Below are 24,382 nucleotides of genomic sequence, written 5' to 3'. Positions count from 1 at the left end.
ACCGCTTTACCTGCAACTTGCTGGCTATCCTGCTCGGCAAACAGACGCGGCGGATGGAGGTGCCATGAACATCGAACGATGCGAAGAGCTGCTCGACTGGACCAGCCACGCCCATACCCGACTGTCCACCTGCATGACCGAGGGCGCAGAGGACCGCAGCGACTCGTTGGCCAAGATGCTGCTGGTCTATCTCGCGCAGCACGAGCAAGAGTTGACCCGTACGATTGCACGGATCAAGGAACACGCCGACCCGCGCGCCCTGCAAGCCCGGCTGCCCGAGGCGCTAGAGGGTGACGTGCTTGCGCTGGACCTCGACGGTGAGGCCTATGCACAGATGAGTGTCGACGATATCTCACGAGAAGTGTTCGCCATCCACAACCGGATCATCGATCTGTATCGCTCGCTGGAAAAACGGCCTGGACTGGGCAAGGCGAGCGAGCTGCTCGGCGAGATGCTCCAGCTCGAGGAGCACGAGACCATGCGGCTGGCGCAACAGGTCAATCGCATGCACGAACTGTGATCGACACGCTCAGCTGAACGGGGTCAGACCACATAGCGCAGGATGGCCACGAAATGCAGCAGGCTGCCGCCGATGACAAACAGGTGCCAGATGCCGTGCCAGTGGCGGAAGCGCTGATCGTAAGCAAAGAAGACGATGCCCACCGTATAGAGCACGCCGCCGGCAACCAGCCAGCTGAAGCCGGCAGTGCCGAGTGCGGCGAGCAGTGGTTTGACCGCCACCAGCACAATCCAGCCCATGACCGCGTAGATGACAATCGACAGCACCCGCGCTTCCGACCGCGGTTTGATCTCCTGCAGCATGCCGATGACCGCCAGTGACCAGACGATCCCGAACAGCCACCAGCCCCAGCTGCCGCGCAGGGTGACCAGGCAGAAGGGTGTGTAACTGCCGGCGATCAACAGATAGATCGACAGATGATCGAGCTTTTGCATCACCGCTTTGGCGCGGCCACGGACGCTGTGATAGAGCGTCGAAGTGCTGTACAGCAGCACCAGGGTAAAACCGTAGATGGCGACGCTGACGATCTTCGTCAGGTCTCCATCCATGGCCGCCAGGACCAGCAACCAGACCGTTCCGATGAGCGCTAGCACACCACCGGTCAGGTGCGTCCAGGCGTTGAATTTTTCTCCGTGATACATCGTGTGCAGCCTTGAAACCGTTGATCAATTACCCATCAATGCGCCGAACACCTTTTTCGCCACACTGGTGGCGGCCTGTGCTGGATTCTGGCGAATGGCTGCCTCCTGTTCGGCAATCACGGTGAACAGCCCGTCGAGTGCCTGTTCGGCCACGTAGCCTTCGACAGTGCCGTACTTGGCGTCGATCGCGCCCAGCCCGGATGCCTTGCCGGCCAGCGCGTTGTACTGCTGGGCGACGCCGACTTTGTCGGTCGCTTGCTTGATGATCGGCATGAACCTGGCACGAATCTCGTCACGGCTGGTCTTGTTCAGGTATTGCGTTGCCGAGTCGTTGCCACCGGCAAGAATGGCCTTGGCGTCGGCTACGGTCATCTTCTTCACCGCCTCCAGCAGCAACGCCTGCGCTTGCGGTACAGCGGCTTCGGCGGCCTTGTTCATGCCGGTTTCCAACTGTTCGACCTGGGCGCCCATGCCCATCATTTTCAGCATGCGCGAAGCCTTGCCGATGTTGCCCGGCAGCTCGATGCGCACATCCGGATCATTACTGAAGCCTCCGGGCCGGCCCAGCTGCTGCACGGCGACTTTCGTCCCTTGGCTCAGCGCGTCTTTCAGTGCCTTGTTAGCATCGCCCTGACTTAGGTCGGACAGCGAAAGCGCCCAAGCGCTGGCGGAGAGGATCAAACCGGTGAGCAAAGCAGTGGTGCGTAGCATGGACAAATCCTCTGAGTGATGCAGCGAGCTTAATAGGCCGGGCGCGGCGTGCCAAACGGTGGCAGCAGCTTGTTTCGACCGTTTCGTGGACGCTTGTCCGCGACATTCGCTGCCGGCCGGCGGCATCCAGAGATGTCTGCCGCTCGGTTTAGCGCAGGTGCGGGGCGCTATAACGGTCGCGTTGGTGCAACTTTTAGCCGCTTTACGGCTACAAAAGACCATCATGAGGCGGATTCATCAATCTGCCAAAGCGAACATCCGCTACGCGCTGACCGACGACACGATCGCGGCTGAACCTTCGCCGCGGATCCGTTCGAATACCAATCCGTGTAGAGGAATGAAACCATGCTCAAAGCACTTAAGTCGCTGTTCGACCGCAGTGGGGAAGATCAGCCTACGGGACACAGCGTTGAAGTGGCCGCAGCGGCGCTGCTGATCGAAGTCGGCCGTGCGGATTACGAAAGCGATGCAGACGAACAAAAAGCCATTATCGAAGCCATCCGCCTCGGCTCGGGGTTGGAAGACGGCGAGCTCGAATCCCTGGTCGCCTCCGCGCAGGAATCCGCCGAGCGATCAACGTCACTGTATGAATTCACTACGCTGATCAACGCTCAATATTCGATGGACGAAAAATTTGTTCTGATCAAAACGCTATGGCGCGTCGCCGCCGCCGATGGCGATATCCACCGATACGAAGACCACCTGATCCGCCGTATCGCCGATCTGTTGTATGTGCCGCATTCAGACTTCATACGTGCCAAGCTGGAGGTGCTCGGCACCTGACTGCCGGCCATGCGGGTCAGAATTCGAAAGCGCCCGGGTCGCATTGCCGATCGTCACGCGGGGTGCCGCGCTGGTCGGTGTCCGGGCAAAGCACGCCGCCCATGTCGATGGGGTCGAAATAGGGGCTGTCTTCGAACGGCTCGCGCAGCGCGACGGTGCGGGTCGGACCTCCGTTGTCCTGCAGTGATCCGAGCGCCAGGCGAACCCCCGCTTCGTCCGCGGTGGTGGGTGTGAAGCCGCAGCCACCCAAGAAGTCGAAGAGTCCTCCTCCGGAGCCACCGATGGCATTGAAACTGCCACTGGTCAGCGCGCCACTGCAGAACGGCATGTCGCCGAAGGTGCGGATTTCGACCAGGCTGTTGGCCAGGCGGAACTCGCCAGTACCCGAATGGCTGAACAGCTGCGAGTGATTGCTGAAGGTCGCGTTGCGGACCGAGACTTTGCCGTCGATGTTGCCGATTTCTGCGGCTCGGACACCACCGGTGGTACTGCGATTGTCGACAAAGGTGCTGTTCAAAATGTCGACGGTGCCCTGATAGTTCAGCAGCCCACCCCAAAAGCGAGCGTCATTGGCGGTTATCAGGCTGTTGCGCAGATACAGCTGCGCCGCCGAGCCCATATTGGAAATGCCACCGCCATGGCCGGACTGGTGCCCGGTCGAATTCTGTTCGATGGTCGAGCGCGCCACCAGCGCCTGTCCCTCGTTGAACAATCCCGCGCCACGGTTGCACAGGCGTAGGCTGGGAAAGGCCGCGCAGGAGGTTTCCAGTTCATGGTCGATGGTGTTGCCACGTAACAGCATCCGGTCCATGCGCAGGTTGCCTCGATTCCATATCGCGCCGCCGCCGCTGCCCATGGGCCTGCCGTTTTCCAGCCGCAGATAGCTGAGCGTTACCGCCCTCGGCGCGGCAGCATAAATATCGAAAATCCGGTCGATGGCCCCGCCGTCGATGATGACTTGCAAGTCATCGTTTTTCGCGGCTCGCCCAAGGCCCGATAGCGTCAGACCATCCGTGATGTCCAGATCGCCAACCGCGTCGTTCGGCACGTCTGCGGTCTCTGTGCCGGTCAACGAAAGCACGTAATGCCCTGACGGCACCTCTATCAAATCGTGGCCCTGGTGCGCGTTGCTCTCCATCACCGCCGCTCTCAGTGTGCAGCGATTGGAAATGGATCGGCAGTTGCCGTCGCCCGGCTCGGTATCCACCTCGTCGGCCGTACTGTCCACACGCAGGGTCAGGCCGATGGAGGCGGTGCAATCACTGGGCAGCGGGTCGCCAGTGACGTTCATGACGTAACCGGATGCTTCCGGAAAGCGTTTCTTATGGACGGTGCTCGAATAGCCGGAGCCGAGCCAGTGGCGGCGCTGATAACCGACACTGAAGTGATAGGGAATGTTGGTTTCGCAGGTGTCGGCGAAGTAGCCCACCGCGTATTGATCACTCGGCAACGGCATCATGGCCCAGGGCGTGCCATTGATGACTACGTTGACCTGTGCGATGCGATTGCCACGCCCATCCACTTGCGCTCGCAACGGGTAAAGCGGCACCGGTGAGCGGGCAACCGAGGAGGGTGTTAGGTTGGTCAGGCTGGGCGTCGCGCAACCGCCCATCCCCAAGACGAGCGACAAGGCGATCACACGGCTGTGCGTCATACAGTCCCCTCTCGGCAGGCCGCCGACATTTTCGGTGGGTGACCTGCTGAGTATGGGTGCCGCGTCTGTCATCAATCGAACGTTTCGGCATTAAGCCTGGGCGTCCTTAGCGTGGTTGCCACTGAGGACTTGGCTGCAAGCGCCCGTGCTTGAGCTTCGAGCGCAATCAGTCCGAGGGGTGTTCCTCGTCGTGCCGCTCCAACGCGACCTGACGAATCGACAGACGGATCTCGGCCGGCAGTACGCGCTTGGCGACACCCTCGGCCAGTTCGCCAAGCTTGGCGTGGTAGCCGAGCTTGCCCGCGCCGTCCTGCTGAAGCACGTCCTGGTCCAACAGGCTCTTGATGAAGTGGCGGAACAGGCTCTTGTCGAAGAACTCCGGCGCGTTCAGGCCATGCAGGATCGACAGGCGCTGAGCCATGACCGTGCAGAGGTTTTCCAACTCTTCAGCGTCAAGGGTGTTCTGGCCGCTGTTGAGCAGCAGTGCAATGGCCATGTAGAAGCGTTGCAACGTCTGCATGATCGTCCGCGCCAGCAGGGTCAGCAGGACGAACTGACGCGAGCTTGGCGCCGGTCGCACGTAGGTTTCGCCGTCGCGCTTGAGCAGCCCCTGTTCGACGAACGCTGCCAGCCATTGATCAATCACTGCGGGCAGCTCTTCTGGCTCCCAGCGGATGAACAACTCGGCGCGCAGATACGGATAGAGCGCCTCGGTGAAACGCAGAATTTGTTCTCGGCTGATGCGTGAGCTGCTCTGGAAGAAGCTCGCCAGCAACGCTGGCAGGGCGAAGATGTGCATTACGTTGTTGCGGTAATAGGTCATCAGAACGGCGTTTTGCTCATTCAGATAGAGGATGTTGCCTAGCGCATCCTTCTGTTCGGCCAGCAGGTCGAGTTCTTTCACGTAGCTGATCAGCGCCTCGCCATCACCGTCCGGCAGTGTGGTGTGGGGCGAGTAGGGCACGGCCCTCAGCAGGTTCTGGTAGAGGTCGAGGATTCGCGCCAGTGAACGGCGATCCAAGGCCTGACGGCTGGTGGAGAGCATCGCCAGCGCCACCAGATTGACCGGGTTGACCGCGGCGGCTTCGTTGAGCCGCTGGGCGATGCGTTCGGACAGTTTGTTGGTGGCCTCGTTGAGCCAGTCGGGGCGGAAGTTCGGTGCCAAATCCTGCTTGCGCCAGCCCGGCTGCTGCTGGTCGAGAAATTCGTTGAGTTTCAGCGGTTCGCCAAAATTCACCCAGACTTGGCCGAAGCGCTGCTTCAGCGCGCCGATGACCTTGAAGATATCGAAGATCGATTCCTTCTTCTTTGCTGCACCGCGCAGCTCACCGAGATAGGTGCGGCCTTCGAGCACTCGCTCGTAGCCGATGTATACCGGCACGAAGAGGATCGGCAGACGTGACGAGCGCAGGTAGCTGCGCAGGGTGATGGCGAGCATGCCGGTCTTTGGCTGCAACATCCGCCCGGTCCGTGAGCGACCGCCTTCAACGAAGTATTCGACCGGAAAGCCTCGGCTGAACAAGGTGTGCAGATATTCGTTGAACACCGAGGTATAAAGCGGGTTGCCCTTGAACGAACGGCGCATGAAGAAGGCGCCGCCGCGGCGAAGCAGGCTGCCGATGACCGGCATGTTGAGGTTGATGCCGGCGGCGATGTGCGGCGGTGTCAGGCCGTTGCGAAACAGCAGGTAGGAGAGCAGCAGATAGTCAATATGGCTGCGGTGGCAAGGCACGTAGATGACCTCGTAACCCTGGACGGCTTCCTGCAGCGGCTCCAGATGATTGACCCGGATGCCGTCGTAGATCTTGTTCCAGAACCAGGACAGCACCACCTCGAGAAAGCGCACGGCGGTGTAGGCGTAGTCCGAGGCGATTTCGTTGCCGTAGCGCAGCGCACGGGCTTCGGCCTTTTCCAGTGAAATGTTTTCGCGCTCGGCCTCGTCCTTGATTGCCTGACGCACCTGCGGTGCGTGCACCAGACCCTTGACCAGGTTGCGACGGTGCGACAAGTCGGGACCGATCACCGCCGTCTTCTGGTGGCGGAAATGCACGCGCAGCATGCGGTGGGCCATGCGCAGGGTGCGCTCGTGGCCCTTGTTCTGCGCGACCAGTTCGTTGAGTTGGATGGGCGCGGAAAACTGCACACGGGTCTGGCGCCCGAGCATGACGATGCTGAGCAGCTTGCGCATCCGTCCCGTGACGGCCCAGCTGTCGGCGAAAAGCAGCTTCCAGGCACTGGTCTCGCGAGCCGGCGAGCGACCCCAGAATACGGTCGCTGGGATGATTTGCGCGTTGTCTACTGCGTTCTGTTCCAGTGCACCGACCAAGCGCACCAGTGGCTCTGGCGTAACAGCACGCGTCCGCGTGCCGAACCAGCTGGCGGCCGGGTTGAGAAAAATGAAGGCCGCCGGTTCGATGTGATCGCCCACCGCCACATCGCCCACCGGACGCGGCAGCCCAGCTTTGCTGCACTCATGATCGAGCACCGCCAGATCGCTCAGCGAGGCGCGTTGCAACACGTAGAACACCGGTTTGCTGCGGTCCAGCTTGAGCGTGAAAGCGGACTGGTTGATCGTCTCCGAGCGCACCCAGAAATAGAGCAGGCGACGCACGATGGAGAAGACGAGACGGCGGAGCGGGGAACGAGTCATACGGCAGATTCGACTGTAGAAGGGTAATGCCCTTGAGGCGCGCAAGTGTGCCGCATGCGGTGTTGGTGAGCAAAATCTCTGGTAAGTGAAGGGCGCGGGTCGGTGTGCTGACGCGTCGGGTAGAGGGAGCGTGTTGTCATTCAAAACCGCTGTTATCGCCGGCTCGGCTCACCTCATGTTTTTCCATGCGTAGACGGCCGAGAACACCACCAGGCTTACGGCCGCTCCGAAATACAGTGTTTCCAGCTGCGCGCCCACTTCAACCGCATGCTCAAGAAACAGGATGACGATGATCACTACCGAGACCTGAATCAGGGTCTTCTTCAGGTCATGGAAAGATCTGATGTCCAGCGGCCCGAGAGAGGCGCTTTGTTCTGCGGGCAGTGGTTTGACGAAAAGTCGGTACAGGCTGATGGCAATCAGCTGAAAGGTGATCGCGATCAGCAGGAGGTCCAGCAGCTTTAACAGTTTTACGGCGAGACTCTTGCTGTCGTTCGCGCTGCTAGGAAACTGCTGAGTCAGCTCTAGCAGCAGGTGAATCATGGTGTTCAGGCTGACCCCATACAGCAGCACGGCAGAGACCGCCGTCGTGGCAACGGCAACCAGTACCAGAAAGCGGCTGCTGCGAAAGATTCGTTCGATCATGTCGTGAGCTCCGCGTTTCTCGTTGCTTCGCTTGAGGCTAGTGCAAGTCGCGAAACTGCGATGAAGATATCGAACGCCCGCCCGGCCCGGTTGCAATAGCGCTGCGGCTCTCCTTATATTTCGGCGCGCATTGGGCCGGTCTCGCCTCACGTGGATACCGACCTGCTTGCCGATCGTATGCGGGTGCAAATCGAAATTTTTTTTGGCCAGCGTATGCCCCAGCCCTGGGCAGACAACGGCACCTTCGTGATCAATGCACTGGACAATCTGTCTGGCACCGATGCTTTGATCAGCGTGCGCTCACGAGGTCGATTCGCTCGCCCGTTTACAGTCGTCGAGGACTTACAGCGCCAGGCGGAGAATCGCTTTCGTGAGAAGGAAGAAGTGCTGCAGCAGCGTCTGGCTGCCACCGAGGCACAACTTGCCGAGCTGCAGGAGCCGGACGCCGAAGGAGCTGTACAGCTGACGGCTGAGCAACAGGCCGCGTTGCAGGATTTCATGCAGCAGAAGCTGCTCATTGGCAAGGAATTGCGTGAGGTGCGTTACCAGCTCAACGCGGACATCGAGGCGCTGGGGCGGGGGTTGAAATTCTTCAATATCGGTCTGGTGCCGCTGATACTCACGCTCGGGATGCTGCTGTGGTTCTGGCGCAGGCGCCGATCAGTATGAGCGTGGCGAGCTGGCTGGCCTGGCGGTTTGCTTGGCTTGTGTTGCGTGCTGAGGCCCCGACCCCAATCGGGCCGACGCTGATGCGCCGGCGAACGCCAGAAACGTACTTGTCATGGCCGCTGCGCTATATTTGGCGCTGGCGTTGATTCTAAGAAGATCACGCCTGTCCGTTGATCCCCGAGCGGGAATAATAAGAATCGAGTTGGAGAAGTAGGATGGCTGAGCGCGAAACCGGAACCGTTAAGTGGTTCAACGATGCCAAGGGTTATGGATTCATCCAGCGTGGCAGTGGTGCGGATGTGTTTGTGCATTACCAGGCGATTCGTGGCGAAGGCCACCGCTCTCTGGCCGAGGGGCAACAGGTCGAGTTTTCGGTCACCCAGGGACAGAAGGGCCTGCAGGCGGAGGATGTGGCTGGGTTGTAACCGCCGGCTATTCGCTAAACAGCCCTTCGGCTGTTAGCGGAACTGTGACAAAGCCCTGGCCCAGGCCAGGGCTTTTCGTTTTCAGGGCTTTTTGCTAGGTGGCTGCGCTCTGGTGACCTTCTCGATGGCAGCTGTTTCGTTCACAGTCGCCGGAGTGGTGGATCTTAAAAAGCAAAACCCCGCCGAGGCGGGGTTCGCTAAGCTGCAGGGCAGCCTTATCACATGTTGGGGTAGTTCGGTCCCCCGGTGCCTTCCGGCGCGACCCAAACGATGTTCTGCGCCGGGTCTTTGATGTCACAGGTCTTGCAGTGCACGCAGTTCTGCGCGTTGATCTGGAAGCGTTTGCCACCGTCATCGCTGTCCACCACCTCGTAGACGCCGGCCGGACAGTAACGCTGGGCAGGTTCGTCGTACATCGGCAGGTTCTTTTCGATCGGAATGCTCGGATCGATCAGCTTGAGGTGAACTGGCTGCTCCTCTTCATGGTTGGTGTTGGAGAGGAATACCGAACTCAGCTTGTCGAAGCTGAGCTTACCGTCCGGCTTGGGATAGTCGATCTTCTTCGACTCTGCGGCGGTCTTCAGGCACGCGTAGTCCGGCTTGGTGTCGTGCAGCGTGAACGGAATCTTACCGCTGAAAATGTTCTGGTCGATGAAGTTGAACGCACCGCCCTTGACGGCGCCCCACTTGTGAATCGCTGCGCCAAAATTGCGGCTGGCGTATAGCTCCTGGTAAAGCCAGCTGGCTTTGAAACCCTCTTCATAGCCGGTCAGCTCGTCGCCACCTTCACGGCCGGCGAACAAGGCGTCCGCTACCGCTTCTGCCGCCAGCATGCCGGACTTCATGGCGGTATGGCTGCCCTTGATCTTGGCGAAGTTCAGGGTGCCGGCATCGCAACCGATCAATGCGCCGCCATTGAACACCATCTTCGGCAGCGAATTGATACCGCCTTTGGCGATCGCCCGCGCGCCGTAGGAAACGCGCTTGCCGCCCTCCAGGTACTGCTTGATCACCGGATGATGCTTGTAGCGCTGGAACTCATCGAACGGGGAGAGGTACGGGTTGCTGTAGGAGAGATCGACGATCAGCCCGACCACGACCTGGTTGTTCTCCAGGTGATAAAGGAACGAGCCGCCGGTGTTGTCGTCGTTCAGTGGCCAGCCAGCAGTGTGCACGACCAAACCTTGCTCGTGCTTGGCTGGGTCGATGTCCCAGAGCTCCTTGATGCCTATCCCGTAGTGCTGCGGATCGACATTGGCGTTGAGCTGGAAGCGGTTGATCAGCTGCTTGCCGATATGACCACGGCAGCCTTCGGCGAACAGGGTGTACTTGGCACGAAGTTCCATGCCGGGGGTGTACATGCCTTCCTTCGGATTGCCTTCACGGTCCACGCCGAGGTCGCCGGTAAGGATGCCGCGAACCACACCCTGCTCGTCGATCAGCGCTTCCTGGGCTGCGAAGCCGGGATAGATCTCGACGCCGAGATTTTCAGCCTGCTGGGCCAGCCAGCGGCAAAAGTTGCCCAGCGAAATGATGTAATTGCCTTCGTTGTGCATGGTTTTGGGGACCAGCGCATTGGGCAGCTTGCGAGCAGCTTCGGCAGTCTTGAGCAGGTAGATGTCGTCACGCTTGACTGGCGTGTTGAGCGGCGCCTCCAGTTCTTTCCAGTTGGGAAAGAGTTCATTCAGCGCACGCGGCTCGAACACCGCACCGGATAGGATGTGGGCGCCAACTTCGGAACCCTTCTCAACGACGCAGACGCTGATTTCCTTTCCGGCATCGGCGGCTCGCTGCTTCAGTCGGCAGGCAGCGGACAGGCCCGCGGGGCCGGCGCCGACGATGACTACGTCGAATTCCATGTATTCGCGTTCCATTGGCTATCTCCTACTCAAGGCTTGATTGTTTTATAGATAGTGGAGGGCTGGATCGTATCCCTGACCAAGCCGAGCTGCCGCATTATATATAGACGCCCGAAAGGGTCCAATACAAACGTTTGTTTGAATTTCTCTCAAGCCTGATAGAATCCGGAAACAGCGGCTTATAACGGGTCATTTGCGTTGTTGACCCCAGCTGTTGCCTGCAGTCAAGATACGGGCAGTTTTGTGCTCGCCGAACAGGTCCGAAGGCTAATGGCGGCCCGGTCCTTGAGCATGGCTCGGTTCGCCTCGGCGAAATTCTATTCACCGGAGAGTAACGAGGAATCCATGAAGATTCTTGTAGCTGTCAAACGAGTGGTCGATTACAACGTCAAGGTTCGCGTCAAGGCGGACAACTCCGGCGTCGACCTCGCCAACGTCAAAATGTCGATGAACCCCTTCTGCGAAATCGCTGTTGAAGAAGCCGTACGCCTGAAAGAGAAGGGCGTGGCGAGCGAAATCGTTGTGGTTTCCATCGGTCCGACCGCTGCGCAGGAGCAGCTGCGCACCGCGCTGGCACTGGGTGCCGACCGCGCCGTATTGGTCGAGTCCAGCGAAGAGCTCAATTCCTTGGCCGTTGCCAAACTTCTGAAGGCTGTTGTCGACAAAGAGCAGCCGCAGCTGGTGATCCTTGGCAAACAGGCCATCGACAGTGACAACAACCAGACTGGCCAGATGCTCGGTGCGCTGACTGGGTTCGCTCAGGGCACTTTCGCCTCGAAAGTCGAAGTGTCGGGCGACAAGGTTAACGTTGAGCGCGAAATCGACGGCGGCGCGCAAACCGTTGCGTTGAATCTGCCGGCAATCGTGACCACCGATTTGCGCCTGAACGAGCCGCGCTATGCGTCGCTGCCTAACATCATGAAGGCCAAGAAGAAGCCGCTGGAAGTGCTGACGCCGGACGCGCTCGGCGTAACCACCACTTCTACCGTGAAGACCCTGAAAGTCGAAGCGCCGGCCGCACGCAGCGCAGGTATCAAGGTCAAGTCCGTGGCTGAACTGGTCGAGAAACTGAAGAACGAGGCGAAGGTAATCTAAATGACTATCCTGGTTATCGCTGAACACAACAACGCCGTTCTGGCTGCTGCCACCCTGAACACCGTGGCCGCGGCCAAGGCGATCGGCGGCGACATTCATGTGCTGGTTGCCGGTGCCGGTTGCGCTGCGATCGGTGAGGCGGCAGCCAAGATCGAAGGCGTTTCCAAGGTACTGGTCGCCGACGATGCTGCTTACGCCAATCAGCTGCCGGAAAACGTAGCGCCGCTGATTGCCGATCTGGCGAAGGACTACAGCCACGTACTGGCTGCTGCCACTACCAACGGCAAGAACTTCCTGCCACGCGTCGCCGCCAAGCTGGACGTCGATCAGATCTCTGAAATCATCGCCGTTGAAAGCCCGGACACCTTCAAGCGTCCGATCTATGCCGGTAACGCCATTGCCACCGTGCAATCCAGCGCGGCGATCAAGGTTATTACCGTGCGTGCCACTGGTTTTGATCCGGTCAATGCTGAAGGGGGTTCGGCAGCTGTCGAGCAGGTTTCCGGTACTGGCGATGCGGGCATTTCCTCGTTCGTTGGTGAGGAACTGGCCAAGTCTGATCGTCCTGAGCTGACGGCTGCGAAGATCGTTGTCTCCGGTGGTCGCGGCATGCAGAACGGTGACAACTTCAAGCACCTCTACTCGCTGGCCGACAAGCTCGGAGCCGCCGTTGGTGCCTCGCGTGCCGCGGTCGATGCCGGTTTCGTGCCGAACGACATGCAGGTCGGTCAGACGGGCAAGATCGTTGCGCCGCAGCTGTACATCGCAGTCGGTATCTCTGGAGCGATCCAGCACCTCGCGGGCATGAAGGACTCCAAGGTAATCGTCGCGATCAACAAGGACGAGGAAGCGCCTATCTTCCAGGTTGCCGACTATGGCCTGGTTGGCGATCTATTCGAGATCCTGCCAGAGCTTGAAGAGCTGGTGTGACCGACTAGGTTGAAAAACCCGCTCTCGCAGCGGGTTTTTTTATGGGCGCTTGGCTGCGTTGCCCAATGGTAAGATTCCTGCAGGCGCGAGAAGGCGCCTGTCCGATTTTGAACAATGAGGTTTTCCATGCGCTGTGCCGTTCCGCTGATGTCCGCCTTGCTCGCCTTGTTGTTGGCAACACCTCTCGCGGCGCACGCGGCGGCAGCAAAGTGTGATCGGCTGATCGCGACTGGCGGTGCGGACAACCCACCTTTTCTCTGGCGTGATCCGCAAAACCCCAAGCGTCTAGTGGGTGCGAATGCCGATCTGCTGAAAAAGATTACCGACTCGCTCGATTTGAAACTTGACGTGCTCTACACAGGTGACGCGCCGAAGGCGCTTGATCAAGTGCGCAGCGGCCGAGTGGACGTACTGGCCGATGCGGTACTGTCTCCCAGCGAGCTGGCCTATCTGGACTTCATCCATCCATCGATCACTAACTTGCAGATGTCTGCCTGGGTACGTCAAGAGCCGGGGTTCCTCTACTCCAATCGGGAGGATCTGGCAGGTCGCTCGGGCATTTATGTCACGACGGCTGGCTTTGGCAGTGCATTCGACAGCTATGCCAAAGACAACCTCAATCTGCGCTCGGTGCCGAGCCTGGCCAAGGCCCTAAGCGCACTGTTGGCGGGCAAAGCTGATTATGTACTGCACGAGCGCTACAGCCTGATTGCATATGCAGCCCGACAGGGATTGCTAGCCGATATACAGCGGTTGGACCCACCGGTTTTCATCCGCGGTTTGCATTTTGCGGTCGCTCACGACTCGGCCTGCAACGGGCCATGGCTACGCGGACAGCTGGCGATAAAAATGACAGAATTGCGAGCCGCGGGAGTGCCGCAGCAACTGCTGGTGGACAACATCGAGCGCTGGAAGCAGCAGTCAGCGTCGACACGCAATTCGCAACGGTAGGATTTTCACTTGATAAAACATCTTTGCGGCACGCTCGTGCTGTTCGCAATGGTTGGTTGTGCCAGCGATCCCGCTCCCATTGAACAGCTGCGACTTACCGAGCAGGCGTTGAACCAGGCACGCTCGTTGGGCGCTTCGGATCTGACACTGGCTGAGCAGAAACTGGCGGCTGCGGAGGCAGCGATGAAGAGCGAGCATTATCGAGAGGCACGCCTGCAAGCCGAGCAAGCCGAACTTGACTCGCGACTTGCCGAGGCCCGCGTGCTTAATGAGAAAAGTCAGCAGGGGCTGGCGGAGTTGCACCGCCGTATCGCGCGCTTGCGAGAACAGCTGGGAGCGTTGCAGTGAAGCCGGTCTATCTAATACCCGCGCTGCTGGTAGCGCTTGGCGCACTTTCAGGTTGCGCGACGCACGAGTCGCAGCAACAGCTGGAAGACGCAGCCATGACTTTTCAGAGCATCAGTGAAGTGCCGCAGATCCTTCAGGATGCGCCCAAGGACGTGATGCGGGCGGGCGAGTCACTGGAGCGCGCAAAGCGCTTCGCTGGCTACTGGGGCAGCGCAGAGGATGTCATTCATTATGCCTACCTCAGCAAACGTTATAGCGAGATTGCGCGCCAGCACAGCGAACAGTTACAGAATCAAAGGCGCGCGACCCAGCTGAGCATGGAGCTAGAGCGTCTACGTCAGGCTGTACAGGAAGCCAGGATGCTCGACATGCAACATCAGGGGCGCTGGCTGGAGGATCAGATGGTCAGCCTGGCGGCGGCCGAGACCGATCGCGGTCTGGTCATGACCCTGGGTGACGTGCTGTTCAGGGCGGCCAGTGCCGAACTAGGCGCATCCGCCAACCGCACGCTGCTCAAGGTCGTCCATTTCCTGCAGCTCAATCCCAAGCGGCGGGTCCGGATCGAGGGCTATACGGACAATCGAGGGGATGCGGCCGAAAACCTCGCCTTATCCAAGGCGCGTGCGCAAACGGTCGGCGACTTCATGCAAAGCCTGGGGATCGATGCGGGGCGTATCGAGGTGGTCGGCTATGGCGAGCAACATCGCGTCGCCGAGAACGCGTCGGCGCGCGGGCGTGCACAGAATCGGCGGGTCGAGATTTTGTTTTCTGACGAGCAAGGACGTCTGAGCAGCCCCCGTTGAACTCAGATGGTTAGAAAGGTAACTGACTGTGTCGGCGAGTTAGCGGATAACTGTATTGGTCGTGCATAACGGTGTTGTACTACTGTTATGGTCCAGTTGGCGGAGACGGACGAAATGACCAATCTGTTGCTTTATCAGCGTATTGCACACCAGCTCGCCGACGATATCCGGCGAGGCGTCTATCGCCCGGGCGAGCGGGTGCCCTCGGTGCGCAAAATGAGCATGCAGCTGAACGTCAGCCACGCGACGGTGCTGCAGGCCTATGCCAATCTGGAAGACCAGGGCATGATCCGCGCCCGTCCGCAATCCGGTTTCTACGTTCATCACACTCCCGCACTGACCGCGCCTACACCGGATATCGCTCAGGTCGAACGGCCGACGTTGGTCACCCGCAGCAGCATCATCAATCAGGTGCTCAGTGAATCGCGCCGTGACGGGCTTATACCGCTGGGTGCCGCCGTACCGCACGTGGACTATCTACCGGCTCGTGCGTTACATCAACAGCTCGCCAAGGTCACTCGTTTCCAGAGTCAGCAGGCGTTCAGCTACATGTTCAGCCCCGGCTACGAGCCGCTACGCCGGCAGGTGGCGATTCGCATGCGCGACGCGGGCGTGGTCGTCGGACCTGACGACGTGGTGATTACGCACGGCTGCGTCGATGCGCTGCAGATGTCCTTGCGCGTGCTGACCAAACCCGGCGATTTGATCGCAGCGGAGTCGCCCAGTTACTACGGTTTGCTGCAATTGGCCGATTTGCTCGGGCTCAAGGTGATCGAGATCCCTTGTGATCCGGATACCGGGCTTAGCCTTGAAGCGTTGCAGCTGGCGGCCAGCCAGTGGCCGATCAAGGCGCTGGTACTGACGGCGCGTTTAAGCAATCCGCTCGGTGGCAGTGTTCCCGACGTACGGCAAAAGCAGTTGCTGAAGCTGGCAGCGAATTTCGACATTCAGATTGTCGAAGACGATATCTACGGCGAGTTGTTGTTCGACGTAGGATCGATCCGGGCGCTCAAATCCAATGATACCGAAGGGCGGGTGATTTATTGCTCCAGCTTCTCCAAGACCATTTCACCCGGTGTGCGTATTGGCTGGATCATTCCTGGCCGCTACCGTGAAGAGATAAAGCGTTTGCAGACCTTCAGCACGCATTCGGCCTGCAGCGTTACGCAGATGGGCGTTGCCGCGTATCTGGAAAATGGGGGTTATGACCGCCATTTGCGCTACATCCGCCACGAGTACCGGAAGAATCTCAGCGCTTTCCAATTGGCCGTGCAACGTTACTTCCCGGAAGGCACTCAGATGACTCGACCTACGGGCGGTTTCATCCTCTGGGTCAGTTTACCGGCCCGGGTGAATACCAAGGATCTGCATGTCCAGGCGTTGCAGCGTGGGATCAGCATCGCGCCGGGTCTGATTTTCAGCAACACTGAGCAGTTCAATCACTGTGTGCGGCTCAACTGCGCGCTGCCCTGGACGGCCGAGGCGGAGCGAGCATTGAAGACATTGGGTGAGCTTGCTGGAGAGCTTTGCCGACAATCGAGCTAATTGATACGAGGAGGGTGGGAGATGAGATGGCTGATGCTGGCGGGGCTATCGCTCCTTGGCGCCTGCGACAAGGTTCCGGATCAGCCTGCGCCTCCTGTACCGCCCAAGGTCACTGTTTCGACGCCTGATACTGCTGCGCCGGTAATAGCCGAGCCCAAGCTGGATGCGAGGGATCGCCGGGAGAGCATCGAGATCGAAACCGAGTCGGCTTTGGTAGCGAACCCCGAACCATCACCAGCCGAGCCCGCGGCCCCTCCGCCAAAGGTCAAGGCTGCACCCGCCGCTGCGCCAAAGACCAAGCTGGAGACGGTGGAACTGCCCGAGCCGGATCTCGACCTGAGCCTACCGGAGGATTGGACCGAAAGCCTCGGTCCAGCGGACGAACCGACGTCCCTGAGTTTGCTTCCGCCGCTGTTCGAATCCAGTCAGGACTCTCGCTCGCTGCAGATGAGCGGCGAGCTTTTGCCAGGAATGGCCCAGGACGAAGCCATCATCGATGGGGCGCAGATCAATTTCGAACTCAAGCGTTGAATGTGCTGACGGATTATGGCTTCGCCTCGTCGGCCGGACGGGCCTTGCTGAGCAACGCGCTGAGTTCCTTCGCGGGCAGCGGATAGCTCATGTGGAACCCTTGCAATTCGCTACAACCGTCAGCCAGCAGTAGGTTCAGCTGTTCCAGCGTTTCCACACCTTCAGCGGTAACGCGCATACGCAAACCACGGCCGAGGTCGATCAACGCTTTGACAATGGAGTGGTTTTCTACTGAGAGGGACATGCCCGCAATGAAACTGCCGTCGATCTTGATCATGTCGAACGGGTAGTTACGCAGATTGCTCAGCGATGAGTAGCCAGTGCCGAATTCATCCATTGCCAGCCGCAGGCCGAGCGATTTCAGCCGATTGAGCACACCCAGAGTGCTCTCATTTTCCTGTAGCAGCGCGGTTTCGGTAATCTCCAGTTCCAGACGGTTTGCGGGCAAGCCACTATCACCGAGCGCGCTGAGTATTACCTGGTAGAGATCGCCAATGCGAAGTTGCAGGGGCGACAGATTGACAGATACGACCAGGTCATCACTCCAGTTTGCCGCCTCGAAGCAGGCCTCGCGCAGCACCCATTCGCCCAGTGGCACGATCAGCCCGGTCTCTTCTGCCAGCGGAATGAATTGTTCGGGTAGCAGCAGACCCCGGCTGGGATGGTGCCAGCGCAGCAACGCTTCAGCACCATTGATACGCATGTCTTCGCTCAGATAACGGGGCTGGTAATACGCTTCGAACTGACCTTCGGCAATCGCTTGGCGCAGCTCGTCTTCCTGACTGCGCCGTTCATGCAGTCGCTTGTCCATCTCAATGCCATAGAAGCACCAGGTGCCACGCCCGTCGGCCTTGGCCTGGTACAAGGCGATGTCGGCGCACCGCAGCAGCTCGCTGGCCTGGCTGGCATCGGTAGGCGCCAAAGCAATTCCGACGCTGGCGCCTATGTGGATCTGCTTGTCCTCATAGCTGAATGGCTCGCTGATGGCACCGACAACGCGGGCACATAGCGCCTCGATGTCTTCGTTGTGTTGTAGGCGGCTCATCACCATGACGAACTCATCGCCGCCCAGGCGGGCGACCAGATCGTCACCTCGGATGCACTGTTTCAGACGGTTGGCGACACCGATAAGAACCTCGTCGCCGGCGCCATGACCGAGGGTGTCATTCACCGGCTTGAAGCGATCCAGATCGATATAGAGAACGGTCAGCCGCGACGCGGTGGTCAGCGAATTGAGTTTGCTCTCGAGGTAATCGCGCAGCCGGTTACGGTTGGGCAAGCCGGTCAAGGCGTCATGCTGAGACAAGTATTGGACACGAGCCTGTGCCTTGGTCTCCTCGGTGACATCGCTGGCAGTGCCACGATATCCCAGAAGTCGGCCGCCATCGTGGATCTCCCGGGCAGACAAGCGGCAATACCGCACGCATCCATCCGCGGCGTGATAGCTGCAACGCAGCGGCACGTTGTGTTTACCGCTCAGCCATTCCTGCAGTGCGGCGTGATCCGTGACCAGCAGGTCGATCAGCGGGCGGCCAATCCAGGTCGCAGGCACATGCCCGGTAATTTCCTCGAAGCGGGCTGACAGGTAGGTAAGCTGGACGTGCTGGTCCGTTTCCCATATCCAGTCGGAAGCAGCTTCCGCCACGTCACGAAAACGCTCTTCGCTGGCCGCCAATGCGGTGCGGCTGATCACCAGACGCCTGTAGCTGGCGTCCATGATGCGCACGGTTTTGAGTGCCTGGCACAACAGCAGCCAGGCCAGCAGGCTGAGCCCGATAGTGACTGCACCGAGCACCGGCAGCGTGATCCACAGCAGATATTCACCGGGTTGCGACACGCTCCAGGTAAAACGCACTGGCGAGCCATCGAGCCTGTTGAGTTCGACCTGTGCACCCTCGATATGCTCGTTGCCGCGGTCTACGCGCAGGCCTTCGACGGCGTAGGCTTCTCCGAGGTCAAGCAGCCACTCGGGGTCCATCAGGTCAACGAAGACCAATACCGAGGCAGGGCCGGGTTGCTCTTCGATATCGCTGCCGCCGGTGGTCATCACTGCAGCAGTCGCCATGGCCGGATGGCCTTCGGCGGTGAGTATGCCAGCGGACGTCTCGTCATCCTCAAGGGCTATCCGCGCATCGATCAGCAGCGTTTTTAGCCCGTTCTTGAGCCATTGCTGCGCATCGACCTGAACAAGTTCACCGCGAATGACTGAGTAGGTGGTTTTCCCGTCCGGATCGATCACGAAAACGGCGTCGTAGCCAAAATCCTGGTACAGCGAAGGCCCCAGGTTTTCCTGTTCGTATGCCCAGTTCAGGTTCACCCGACTGCTCAGATTGGCATAGGCATCACCCCAGAACGCGTTATCCGCCACGTGGCGACTCATGCCGCGTTGGTGCGCTTCAAACGCCTTGCCCGTCAGGAAGCGCTCCCGCACAAGCGCATCACTGTCAATAGTGCTGGCGATTTGGATAACGGCAACCGCAGCCGCCAGAAGCGCGGCCGCCAATAGGCAGGCGATGCCGGGCAGGGTGCGACGAGCGAACGCGCTTTTAGCGTTGGGGTCGAGGTTGTCGGTGTGGGAGCGAGATGCTGACATTCAATCATCCTGTAGGGAGGATGAATGATGGCCTGAATCATGGCTAAAGGCCATCGGCGGCCGCTGATTGCAGCCCTTTATAGACGCGCGGTTCATGGGCGCCAAGCCGAGTGGACGCGGTGCCAAGCCAAGGCTGAGTTCAGCGATCCCGAGCGTCTTGGGCGTCTGCCTCGGCATTACGCTGAGCGATGCGCTGTTTTTGCTCCTCGGTCAGCGGAATCTTGCGGGCCCCTGCGCGCAACATCAGCAAGCCGCCGATGATTGTTCCGATTACGAGAGCCAGTAAAAGCCAGATATACCAAGGCATGTGAGTTCTCCAGTAGCTTGATCGGTATGTACACCACCTTACGCCCGGCTGCAGCGTTAGGCCACCCGAGGCAGAGTGTGGCCTTGTGGGCGTCTGAGCAGCTCCGCCGGTTACCGGTTTTTCTGCGACAATACGCGCCGAATTTTGCCGAGAACGTGCCATGCCCTGCCAGACTCCGATCATCGTTGCGCTCGATTTCCCCTCCCGTGATGCTGCGCTGGCATTGGCCGGGCAACTGGACCCGGCTCTGTGTCGCGTCAAGGTCGGCAAGGAACTGTTCACCCGTTGCGGCCCACCGGTGGTGGAAGCTTTGCAGGCCAAAGGCTTCGAGGTGTTTCTCGACTTGAAATTCCACGACATCCCCAACACCACGGCGATGGCCGTCAAGGCGGCAGCAGAGCTGGGCGTGTGGATGGTCAACGTGCATTGCTCCGGCGGCCTGCGGATGATGACTGCTTGCCGGGAAGCGCTGGATAAGCTGAGCGGGCAGAAGCCGCTGCTGATCGGCGTTACGGTGTTGACCAGCATGGAGCAGGCAGACCTTGCTGACATCGGCCTGGATCTGCCACCGCAGCAGCAAGTATTGCGTCTTGCAGGGCTGGCTGAGAAGGCGGGGCTGGATGGGTTGGTCTGTTCGGCCCAGGAGGCGCAACCATTGAAGGCGCAGTTCGCCGGGTTGCAGCTGGTGACGCCGGGCATTCGTCCCGCCGGCAGCGCAGCGGATGATCAGCGGCGCATTCTCACCCCTGCGCAGGCGATTACAGCAGGTTCGGATTATCTAGTGATCGGCCGTCCGATCGCCCAGGCCGCCGATCCAGCTCAGGCGTTGGCAGCAGTCGTTGCAGAACTGGCGTGATCGACTAGCCGGCCGCCATCGCGGCGACCGGCGATTTAGCGCGCTCAGCTGACCTTTAGCACCAGCTTGCCGAAGTTGCCGCCGGTGAACAGCTTCATCAATGTCTCTGGGAAAGTCTCCAGGCCCTCGACGACATCTTCCTTGCTCTTCAGCTCGCCGCTCTGCATCCAGCCAGCCATGTCTTTCATGGCTTCTGGATAACGTGAGACATAATCCATCACCACCATGCCTTGCATACGTCCGCGGTTGACCAGCAACGACAGGTAGTTGGCCGGGCCTTTGACTGCCTCCTTGTTGTTGTACTGGCTGATAGCACCGCAGATCACGATGCGCGCGCCAACGGCAATGCGCGTCAGCACTGCATCGAGGATATCGCCGCCCACGTTGTCGAAGTAGACATCAACGCCTTTCGGGCATTCGCGCTTCAGGCCTGCTGCCACATCCTCGCTCTTGTAATCGATGGCGGCGTCGAATCCGAGCTCCTCGGTGAGGAAGCGGCACTTGTCGGCGCCACCGGCGATCCCAACTACGCGACAGCCTTTGATTGTGGCGATCTGTCCCGCGACGCTGCCAACTGCTCCGGCTGCACCGGAAATCACCACGGTTTCGCCGGCTTTCGGCTCACCCACAGACAGCAGGCCGAAGTAGGCGGTCATGCCAGTCATGCCTAGTGCAGACAGGTAGCGAGGCAGCGGCGCCTGATTCGGATCAACCTTGTAGAAGCCTTTCGGCTCGCCGAGGAAGTAGTCCTGCACGCCCAGCGCGCCATTGACGTAATCGCCTTCGGTAAACCCAGGATGTTGGGAGGCGATGACCTTTCCCACACCGAGGGCACGCATCACCTCGCCAATGCCGACCGGGGGAATGTAGGACTTAGCATCGTTCATCCAGCCTCGCATGGCTGGGTCAAGCGACAGGTATTCGTTCTTGACCAGTATCTGGTTCTGGCCGAGTTCGCCCAGCGGTTTTTCCGCGTACTCGAAGGTTTCGCGGTTAGGTGCGCCGACCGGGCGCTTGGCCAGCAGGAACTGGCGATTGGTCTTGTCCATGGAAACCTCTTGTGTGTGCAAACCCTTGGTTTAGCCTCCCTGGAGCAGCACTGCAAGCAAGGCGGGCGTGCTGGAATGCATTGGCATCCGCGTGAGTGATATCGCCATCCCCTGCTTAATCGGAGGGAAGGATGGCGGTATAACCATGACCAGCGTTTGGCTTGCAGTCACATTCGGACTCGGCGCCTTCATTAAATCGATCAGGGTATCTAGCATGAGCATGTCTTTTTCCGGTCAGGTTGCATTGGTTACCGGCGGTGCGGCAGGCATTGGCCGCGCGACAGCATTGGCGTTCGCCGAGCAGGGGCTGAAGGTGGTCGTGGCTGATGTGGATGAGCAAGGCGGGGCGGCTTGCGCCGAAGCCATTCGTGAGGCTGGCGGCGAGGCTGTATTCGTGCGCTGTGACGTCACCCGCGACGCGGAGGTCAAGGCGATGGTCGAGCAGGCGGTGGCGACTTATGGTCGCATCGACTACGCCTTCAACAATGCCGGAATCGAAATCGAACAGGGCCGCCTGGCTGAAGGCAGTGAAGCCGAGTTCGACGCAATCATGGGGGTCAACGTCAAAGGCGTCTGGCTGTGCATGAAGCACCAGCTACCGCTAATGCTTGCACAGGGCGGCGGCGCCATCGTCAATACGGCGTCGGTGGCAGGCCTAGGAGCAGCACCGAAGATGAGCATCTATTCGGCGTCCAAGCATGCGGTCATCGGCCTGACCAAGTCGGCAGCGATTGAGTACGCCAAGAAAAAAATCAGGGTGAACGCCGTCTGCCCGGCGGTGATCGATACCGACATGTTTCGTCGTGCTTATGAGGCGGACCCACGCAAGGCAGAGTTTGCCGCTGCCATGCATCCGGTAGGTCGTGTAGGCAAGGTTGAAGAAATTGCCGCTGCAGTGCTCTATCTCTGCAGCGATGGTGCGGCCTTTACCACCGGCCACGCGCTGGCGGTCGACGGTGGTGCCACGGCAATCTGATTCGCTGCGGCGATTCAGGCCGATCCCTTGGGTGCGCTGACGATCAATAGCGTCAGCACACCGGCTACCAACCCCCACAGCGCGGAACCGATGCCGAATAGGGTCAAGCCCGACGCCGTCACCATGAAGGTAATCAGCGCCGCTTCGCGCTCACGCGGTGTTTGCATGGCCTGGGTCAGGCCGCTGCCGATCGAGCCGAGCAGCGCCAATGCTGCGATGGATAACACCAGGGCAGCCGGAAAGGATGCGAAGAGGGCAGCCAGGGTGGCGCCGAAAATTCCGGCGATGCCATAGAAGACGCCGCACCAGACGGCTGCGGTATAGCGCCTTGCCGGGTCCGGATGTGCTTCCGGGCCACTGCAGATGGCCATGGTGATCGCGGCCAGATGGATGCCATGAGAGCCAAAGGGTGCCAGCAGCACTGAGGCGATGCCGGTCACCGAGATCAGTGGCGATGCCGGCACCTGATAGCCCGCAGCGCGAAGCACGGCCAGCCCCGGCATGTTCTGCGAGGCCATGGCGATCACGAATAGCGGAATGCCAATACTGAAGATTTCGGCAAGCGATAGATCCGGTGTAGTCCAGACCGGCGCCGCGACTTTCAGGCTCAGCTCACTGAAGTTCAGCAGACCCATCATTGCCGACAGGCCGCAGCCAATTAGCAGCGCCGAAAGCACCGCATAGCGGGGCTGAAAGCGCTTGGCGAGCAGGTAACTGAAGAACATGCCCAGCACCAGCACTGGCTGAACTTCCACGGCGCGAAAAATCTCGCTGCCGATGTTGAACAACACCCCCGCCAGCAAGGCCGCCGCCAGCGAAGCAGGCACCTTGCGCATCAGCCGCTCGAAGCTGCCGGTAAGCCCGCAGAGCGCGATCAACGCTGAGGCGAAGATGAAGGCACCGATCGCTTCGCCGTACGGAACGCCAGGAAGGCTACTAATCAATAGCGCCGCACCGGGCGTCGACCAAGCGATGACAACCGGCGTCCGGTAGCGCAATGACAGCCCAATGCTGCAAATCGCCATGCCGATCGACAGCGCCCATATCCAGGAAGAGATTTGTCCGCCGCTGAGCCCAGCGGCTTGCCCGGCCTGGAACATAAGCACCAGCGAGCTGGTATAGCCGGTGAGCATGGCAATGAAGCCGGCCACGACGGTTGAGGTCGAGCTGTCCTTGATTAGGCGGTGAGGCGGGGCGGCGGTGGCGGTCATCGTCAGCTTTGGGTCCGGATTCAGGGATGGATACGCAGGGGCGAAATCGCTGACGGACCGGGGCTTGGCCTACTTCAACGCATCGTGCCAGCGATACACGACAGGCTAGGGGGTTGCGCGCTTCGCGTCGCGGTACAGCCAGCAGCGTGATCAGCGTAACAGTGCTCTGACCCTGCTTGGCGCCGTTCGTCTCCCGCGCGGCAGCGGATCGGAATGGTCGTGCGGACACTGGCACCGATGTTGCTATTACTCCTGTGCCTGCTGCGAGGCGTCAAAAAAACCGCAGCTGTTGGAGGAATGATGAGTCAGGGTATTGAATTCAATCGCTTGATGCTGGAAATGCGGGCCATGCAGACCGATGCAATGGCACGCTCCAAGCCCGTGACTGCGGCTCCAGAAGTGGGCGCGGCGAGCTTTTCCGACATGCTCGGCCAAGCCGTCAATAAAGTGAACGAAACCCAGCAGGCGTCCAATCAGTTAGCTACTGCTTTCGAGATGGGCCAGGGTGGCATTGATCTGACCGAAGTCATGATCGCGTCACAGAAAGCCAGTGTTTCCTTTCAGGCCATGACCCAGGTCCGCAACAAGCTGGTCCAGGCGTATCAAGACATCATGCAGATGCCGGTCTAA

Annotated in this window: 23 protein-coding genes and 1 pseudogene; 14 read left to right on the top strand and 10 right to left on the bottom strand. The window is 59.8% G+C overall.

Features of this window, described 5'->3' with window-relative positions; genetic code table 11:
- The first annotated feature begins 64 nt into the window (after positions 1–64).
- Positions 65–520, top strand: a complete 456-nt coding sequence (locus tag RT21_RS08140) for a hypothetical protein (RefSeq protein ID WP_045431692.1) — start codon at positions 65–67, stop codon at positions 518–520.
- Between the two features lie 23 nt (positions 521–543).
- On the opposite strand, the gene RT21_RS08135 is transcribed toward RT21_RS08140, so the two are convergent.
- Positions 544–1,161 (bottom strand): PAQR family membrane homeostasis protein TrhA, encoded by a 618-nt coding sequence (locus RT21_RS08135; protein WP_046162326.1) that lies wholly within the window; start codon positions 1,159–1,161, stop codon positions 544–546.
- A gap of 24 nt (positions 1,162–1,185) precedes the next feature.
- Positions 1,186–1,872 (bottom strand): DUF4197 domain-containing protein, encoded by a 687-nt coding sequence (locus tag RT21_RS08130; protein ID WP_046162325.1) that lies wholly within the window; start codon positions 1,870–1,872, stop codon positions 1,186–1,188.
- Between the two features lie 345 nt (positions 1,873–2,217).
- On the opposite strand from RT21_RS08130, the gene RT21_RS08125 reads away from it, so the two are divergent.
- The gene (locus tag RT21_RS08125; protein WP_046162324.1) at positions 2,218–2,655 is read left to right on the top strand and encodes a tellurite resistance TerB family protein; all 438 of its coding nucleotides are present in this window, start codon (positions 2,218–2,220) and stop codon (positions 2,653–2,655) included.
- 16 nt (positions 2,656–2,671) lie between these two features.
- Here RT21_RS08125 and RT21_RS08120 read toward each other — a convergent pair whose 3' ends face one another.
- The 3 genes from RT21_RS08120 to RT21_RS08110 all read right to left on the bottom strand — a co-directional run bounded on the left by RT21_RS08120 (position 2,672) and on the right by RT21_RS08110 (position 7,604).
- Positions 2,672–4,309, bottom strand: a complete 1,638-nt coding sequence (locus RT21_RS08120) for a choice-of-anchor Q domain-containing protein (RefSeq protein ID WP_046162323.1) — start codon at positions 4,307–4,309, stop codon at positions 2,672–2,674.
- A 166-nt stretch (positions 4,310–4,475) separates the two neighbouring features.
- On the bottom strand, positions 4,476–6,959 hold the full coding sequence (plsB, locus tag RT21_RS08115; protein WP_046162322.1) for a glycerol-3-phosphate 1-O-acyltransferase PlsB: 2,484 nt from the start codon (positions 6,957–6,959) through the stop codon (positions 4,476–4,478).
- A gap of 168 nt (positions 6,960–7,127) precedes the next feature.
- Positions 7,128–7,604 carry a YqhA family protein gene (locus RT21_RS08110; protein ID WP_046162321.1) on the bottom strand — a complete coding sequence of 159 codons (477 nt, stop codon included), beginning with the start codon at positions 7,602–7,604 and terminating at the stop codon, positions 7,128–7,130.
- A gap of 153 nt (positions 7,605–7,757) precedes the next feature.
- Here RT21_RS08110 and RT21_RS08105 point away from each other — a divergent pair.
- Positions 7,758–8,273: pseudogene (locus RT21_RS08105) on the top strand (ABC transporter); the annotation flags it as partial.
- Positions 8,274–8,488: 215 nt separating this feature from the next.
- On the top strand, positions 8,489–8,698 hold the full coding sequence (locus tag RT21_RS08100; RefSeq protein ID WP_014852307.1) for a cold-shock protein: 210 nt from the start codon (positions 8,489–8,491) through the stop codon (positions 8,696–8,698).
- Positions 8,699–8,916: 218 nt separating this feature from the next.
- Here the strand turns inward: RT21_RS08100 and RT21_RS08095 are convergent, their stop codons facing one another.
- Positions 8,917–10,572, bottom strand: coding sequence for an electron transfer flavoprotein-ubiquinone oxidoreductase (locus RT21_RS08095; RefSeq protein ID WP_046162319.1), 1,656 nt, complete (start codon positions 10,570–10,572; stop codon positions 8,917–8,919).
- A 330-nt stretch (positions 10,573–10,902) separates the two neighbouring features.
- On the opposite strand from RT21_RS08095, the gene RT21_RS08090 reads away from it, so the two are divergent.
- The 7 genes from RT21_RS08090 to RT21_RS08060 all read left to right on the top strand — a co-directional run bounded on the left by RT21_RS08090 (position 10,903) and on the right by RT21_RS08060 (position 16,760).
- A complete protein-coding gene (locus RT21_RS08090; protein WP_045425680.1) occupies positions 10,903–11,652 on the top strand; it encodes an electron transfer flavoprotein subunit beta/FixA family protein in 750 nt (249 codons plus the stop codon).
- The gene (locus tag RT21_RS08085; RefSeq protein ID WP_046162318.1) at positions 11,653–12,582 is read left to right on the top strand and encodes an electron transfer flavoprotein subunit alpha/FixB family protein; all 930 of its coding nucleotides are present in this window, start codon (positions 11,653–11,655) and stop codon (positions 12,580–12,582) included.
- Positions 12,583–12,708: 126 nt separating this feature from the next.
- Positions 12,709–13,533, top strand: a complete 825-nt coding sequence (locus RT21_RS08080; RefSeq protein WP_046162317.1) for a substrate-binding periplasmic protein — start codon at positions 12,709–12,711, stop codon at positions 13,531–13,533.
- 48 nt (positions 13,534–13,581) lie between these two features.
- A complete protein-coding gene (locus RT21_RS08075; RefSeq protein ID WP_046162397.1) occupies positions 13,582–13,881 on the top strand; it encodes a DUF4398 domain-containing protein in 300 nt (99 codons plus the stop codon).
- A complete protein-coding gene (locus tag RT21_RS08070) occupies positions 13,878–14,684 on the top strand; it encodes an OmpA family protein (RefSeq protein WP_046162316.1) in 807 nt (268 codons plus the stop codon). Before RT21_RS08075 ends, RT21_RS08070 begins: the two co-directional genes overlap by 4 nt.
- Positions 14,685–14,798: 114 nt before the next feature.
- Complete coding sequence (locus RT21_RS08065; protein ID WP_046162315.1) at positions 14,799–16,229, top strand: aminotransferase-like domain-containing protein; 1,431 nt, start codon at positions 14,799–14,801, stop codon at positions 16,227–16,229.
- Between the two features lie 21 nt (positions 16,230–16,250).
- A complete protein-coding gene (locus tag RT21_RS08060; RefSeq protein WP_046162314.1) occupies positions 16,251–16,760 on the top strand; it encodes a hypothetical protein in 510 nt (169 codons plus the stop codon).
- A gap of 13 nt (positions 16,761–16,773) precedes the next feature.
- Here the strand turns inward: RT21_RS08060 and RT21_RS08055 are convergent, their stop codons facing one another.
- Together RT21_RS08055 and RT21_RS23215 are read right to left on the bottom strand one after the other, a co-directional pair.
- The gene (locus RT21_RS08055) at positions 16,774–19,353 is read right to left on the bottom strand and encodes a bifunctional diguanylate cyclase/phosphodiesterase (protein WP_046162313.1); all 2,580 of its coding nucleotides are present in this window, start codon (positions 19,351–19,353) and stop codon (positions 16,774–16,776) included.
- Positions 19,354–19,492: 139 nt separating this feature from the next.
- Positions 19,493–19,660: a DUF2897 family protein gene (locus RT21_RS23215; RefSeq protein WP_019340304.1), complete on the bottom strand. Its 168-nt coding sequence runs from the start codon at positions 19,658–19,660 to the stop codon at positions 19,493–19,495.
- A gap of 160 nt (positions 19,661–19,820) precedes the next feature.
- Between RT21_RS23215 and pyrF the strand changes: the two genes are divergently transcribed.
- Positions 19,821–20,516 (top strand): orotidine-5'-phosphate decarboxylase, encoded by a 696-nt coding sequence (gene pyrF / locus RT21_RS08050; protein ID WP_046162312.1) that lies wholly within the window; start codon positions 19,821–19,823, stop codon positions 20,514–20,516.
- Between the two features lie 44 nt (positions 20,517–20,560).
- Here pyrF and RT21_RS08045 read toward each other — a convergent pair whose 3' ends face one another.
- Positions 20,561–21,565: an NADP-dependent oxidoreductase gene (locus RT21_RS08045; protein ID WP_046162311.1), complete on the bottom strand. Its 1,005-nt coding sequence runs from the start codon at positions 21,563–21,565 to the stop codon at positions 20,561–20,563.
- Between the two features lie 214 nt (positions 21,566–21,779).
- On the opposite strand from RT21_RS08045, the gene RT21_RS08035 reads away from it, so the two are divergent.
- A complete protein-coding gene (locus tag RT21_RS08035) occupies positions 21,780–22,541 on the top strand; it encodes an SDR family oxidoreductase (RefSeq protein WP_046162309.1) in 762 nt (253 codons plus the stop codon).
- Positions 22,542–22,555: 14 nt separating this feature from the next.
- Here the strand turns inward: RT21_RS08035 and RT21_RS08030 are convergent, their stop codons facing one another.
- On the bottom strand, positions 22,556–23,752 hold the full coding sequence (locus RT21_RS08030) for a benzoate/H(+) symporter BenE family transporter (RefSeq protein WP_046162308.1): 1,197 nt from the start codon (positions 23,750–23,752) through the stop codon (positions 22,556–22,558).
- Between the two features lie 300 nt (positions 23,753–24,052).
- On the opposite strand from RT21_RS08030, the gene fliE reads away from it, so the two are divergent.
- Positions 24,053–24,382 carry a flagellar hook-basal body complex protein FliE gene (fliE, locus tag RT21_RS08025; RefSeq protein WP_046162307.1) on the top strand — a complete coding sequence of 110 codons (330 nt, stop codon included), beginning with the start codon at positions 24,053–24,055 and terminating at the stop codon, positions 24,380–24,382.

The sequence above is a fragment of the Pseudomonas sp. 10B238 genome, from assembly GCF_000970615.1.
Lineage (GTDB): Bacteria > Pseudomonadota > Gammaproteobacteria > Pseudomonadales > Pseudomonadaceae > Stutzerimonas.
This window is presented reverse-complemented; position numbering and strand designations above follow the sequence as displayed.

Excerpts from the sequence above, each read along its gene's own strand:
- RT21_RS08055 (WP_046162313.1), bottom strand. The coding sequence starts at position 19,353 with ATGTCAGCATCTCGCTCCCACACCGACAACCTCGACCCCAACGCTAAA.
- RT21_RS08035 (WP_046162309.1), top strand. The coding sequence starts at position 21,780 with ATGAGCATGTCTTTTTCCGGTCAGGTTGCATTGGTTACCGGCGGTGCG.
- pyrF (WP_046162312.1), top strand. The coding sequence starts at position 19,821 with ATGCCCTGCCAGACTCCGATCATCGTTGCGCTCGATTTCCCCTCCCGT.
- RT21_RS08140 (WP_045431692.1), top strand. The coding sequence starts at position 65 with ATGAACATCGAACGATGCGAAGAGCTGCTCGACTGGACCAGCCACGCC.
- plsB (WP_046162322.1), bottom strand. The coding sequence starts at position 6,959 with ATGACTCGTTCCCCGCTCCGCCGTCTCGTCTTCTCCATCGTGCGTCGC.
- RT21_RS08060 (WP_046162314.1), top strand. The coding sequence starts at position 16,251 with ATGAGATGGCTGATGCTGGCGGGGCTATCGCTCCTTGGCGCCTGCGAC.
- RT21_RS08065 (WP_046162315.1), top strand. The coding sequence starts at position 14,799 with ATGACCAATCTGTTGCTTTATCAGCGTATTGCACACCAGCTCGCCGAC.
- RT21_RS23215 (WP_019340304.1), bottom strand. The coding sequence starts at position 19,660 with ATGCCTTGGTATATCTGGCTTTTACTGGCTCTCGTAATCGGAACAATC.
- RT21_RS08135 (WP_046162326.1), bottom strand. The coding sequence starts at position 1,161 with ATGTATCACGGAGAAAAATTCAACGCCTGGACGCACCTGACCGGTGGT.
- RT21_RS08045 (WP_046162311.1), bottom strand. The coding sequence starts at position 21,565 with ATGGACAAGACCAATCGCCAGTTCCTGCTGGCCAAGCGCCCGGTCGGC.
- RT21_RS08085 (WP_046162318.1), top strand. The coding sequence starts at position 11,653 with ATGACTATCCTGGTTATCGCTGAACACAACAACGCCGTTCTGGCTGCT.
- fliE (WP_046162307.1), top strand. The coding sequence starts at position 24,053 with ATGAGTCAGGGTATTGAATTCAATCGCTTGATGCTGGAAATGCGGGCC.
- RT21_RS08120 (WP_046162323.1), bottom strand. The coding sequence starts at position 4,309 with ATGACGCACAGCCGTGTGATCGCCTTGTCGCTCGTCTTGGGGATGGGC.
- RT21_RS08080 (WP_046162317.1), top strand. The coding sequence starts at position 12,709 with ATGCGCTGTGCCGTTCCGCTGATGTCCGCCTTGCTCGCCTTGTTGTTG.
- RT21_RS08095 (WP_046162319.1), bottom strand. The coding sequence starts at position 10,572 with ATGGAACGCGAATACATGGAATTCGACGTAGTCATCGTCGGCGCCGGC.
- RT21_RS08110 (WP_046162321.1), bottom strand. The coding sequence starts at position 7,604 with ATGATCGAACGAATCTTTCGCAGCAGCCGCTTTCTGGTACTGGTTGCC.
- RT21_RS08030 (WP_046162308.1), bottom strand. The coding sequence starts at position 23,752 with ATGACCGCCACCGCCGCCCCGCCTCACCGCCTAATCAAGGACAGCTCG.
- RT21_RS08090 (WP_045425680.1), top strand. The coding sequence starts at position 10,903 with ATGAAGATTCTTGTAGCTGTCAAACGAGTGGTCGATTACAACGTCAAG.
- RT21_RS08130 (WP_046162325.1), bottom strand. The coding sequence starts at position 1,872 with ATGCTACGCACCACTGCTTTGCTCACCGGTTTGATCCTCTCCGCCAGC.
- RT21_RS08075 (WP_046162397.1), top strand. The coding sequence starts at position 13,582 with ATGGTTGGTTGTGCCAGCGATCCCGCTCCCATTGAACAGCTGCGACTT.
- RT21_RS08100 (WP_014852307.1), top strand. The coding sequence starts at position 8,489 with ATGGCTGAGCGCGAAACCGGAACCGTTAAGTGGTTCAACGATGCCAAG.
- RT21_RS08125 (WP_046162324.1), top strand. The coding sequence starts at position 2,218 with ATGCTCAAAGCACTTAAGTCGCTGTTCGACCGCAGTGGGGAAGATCAG.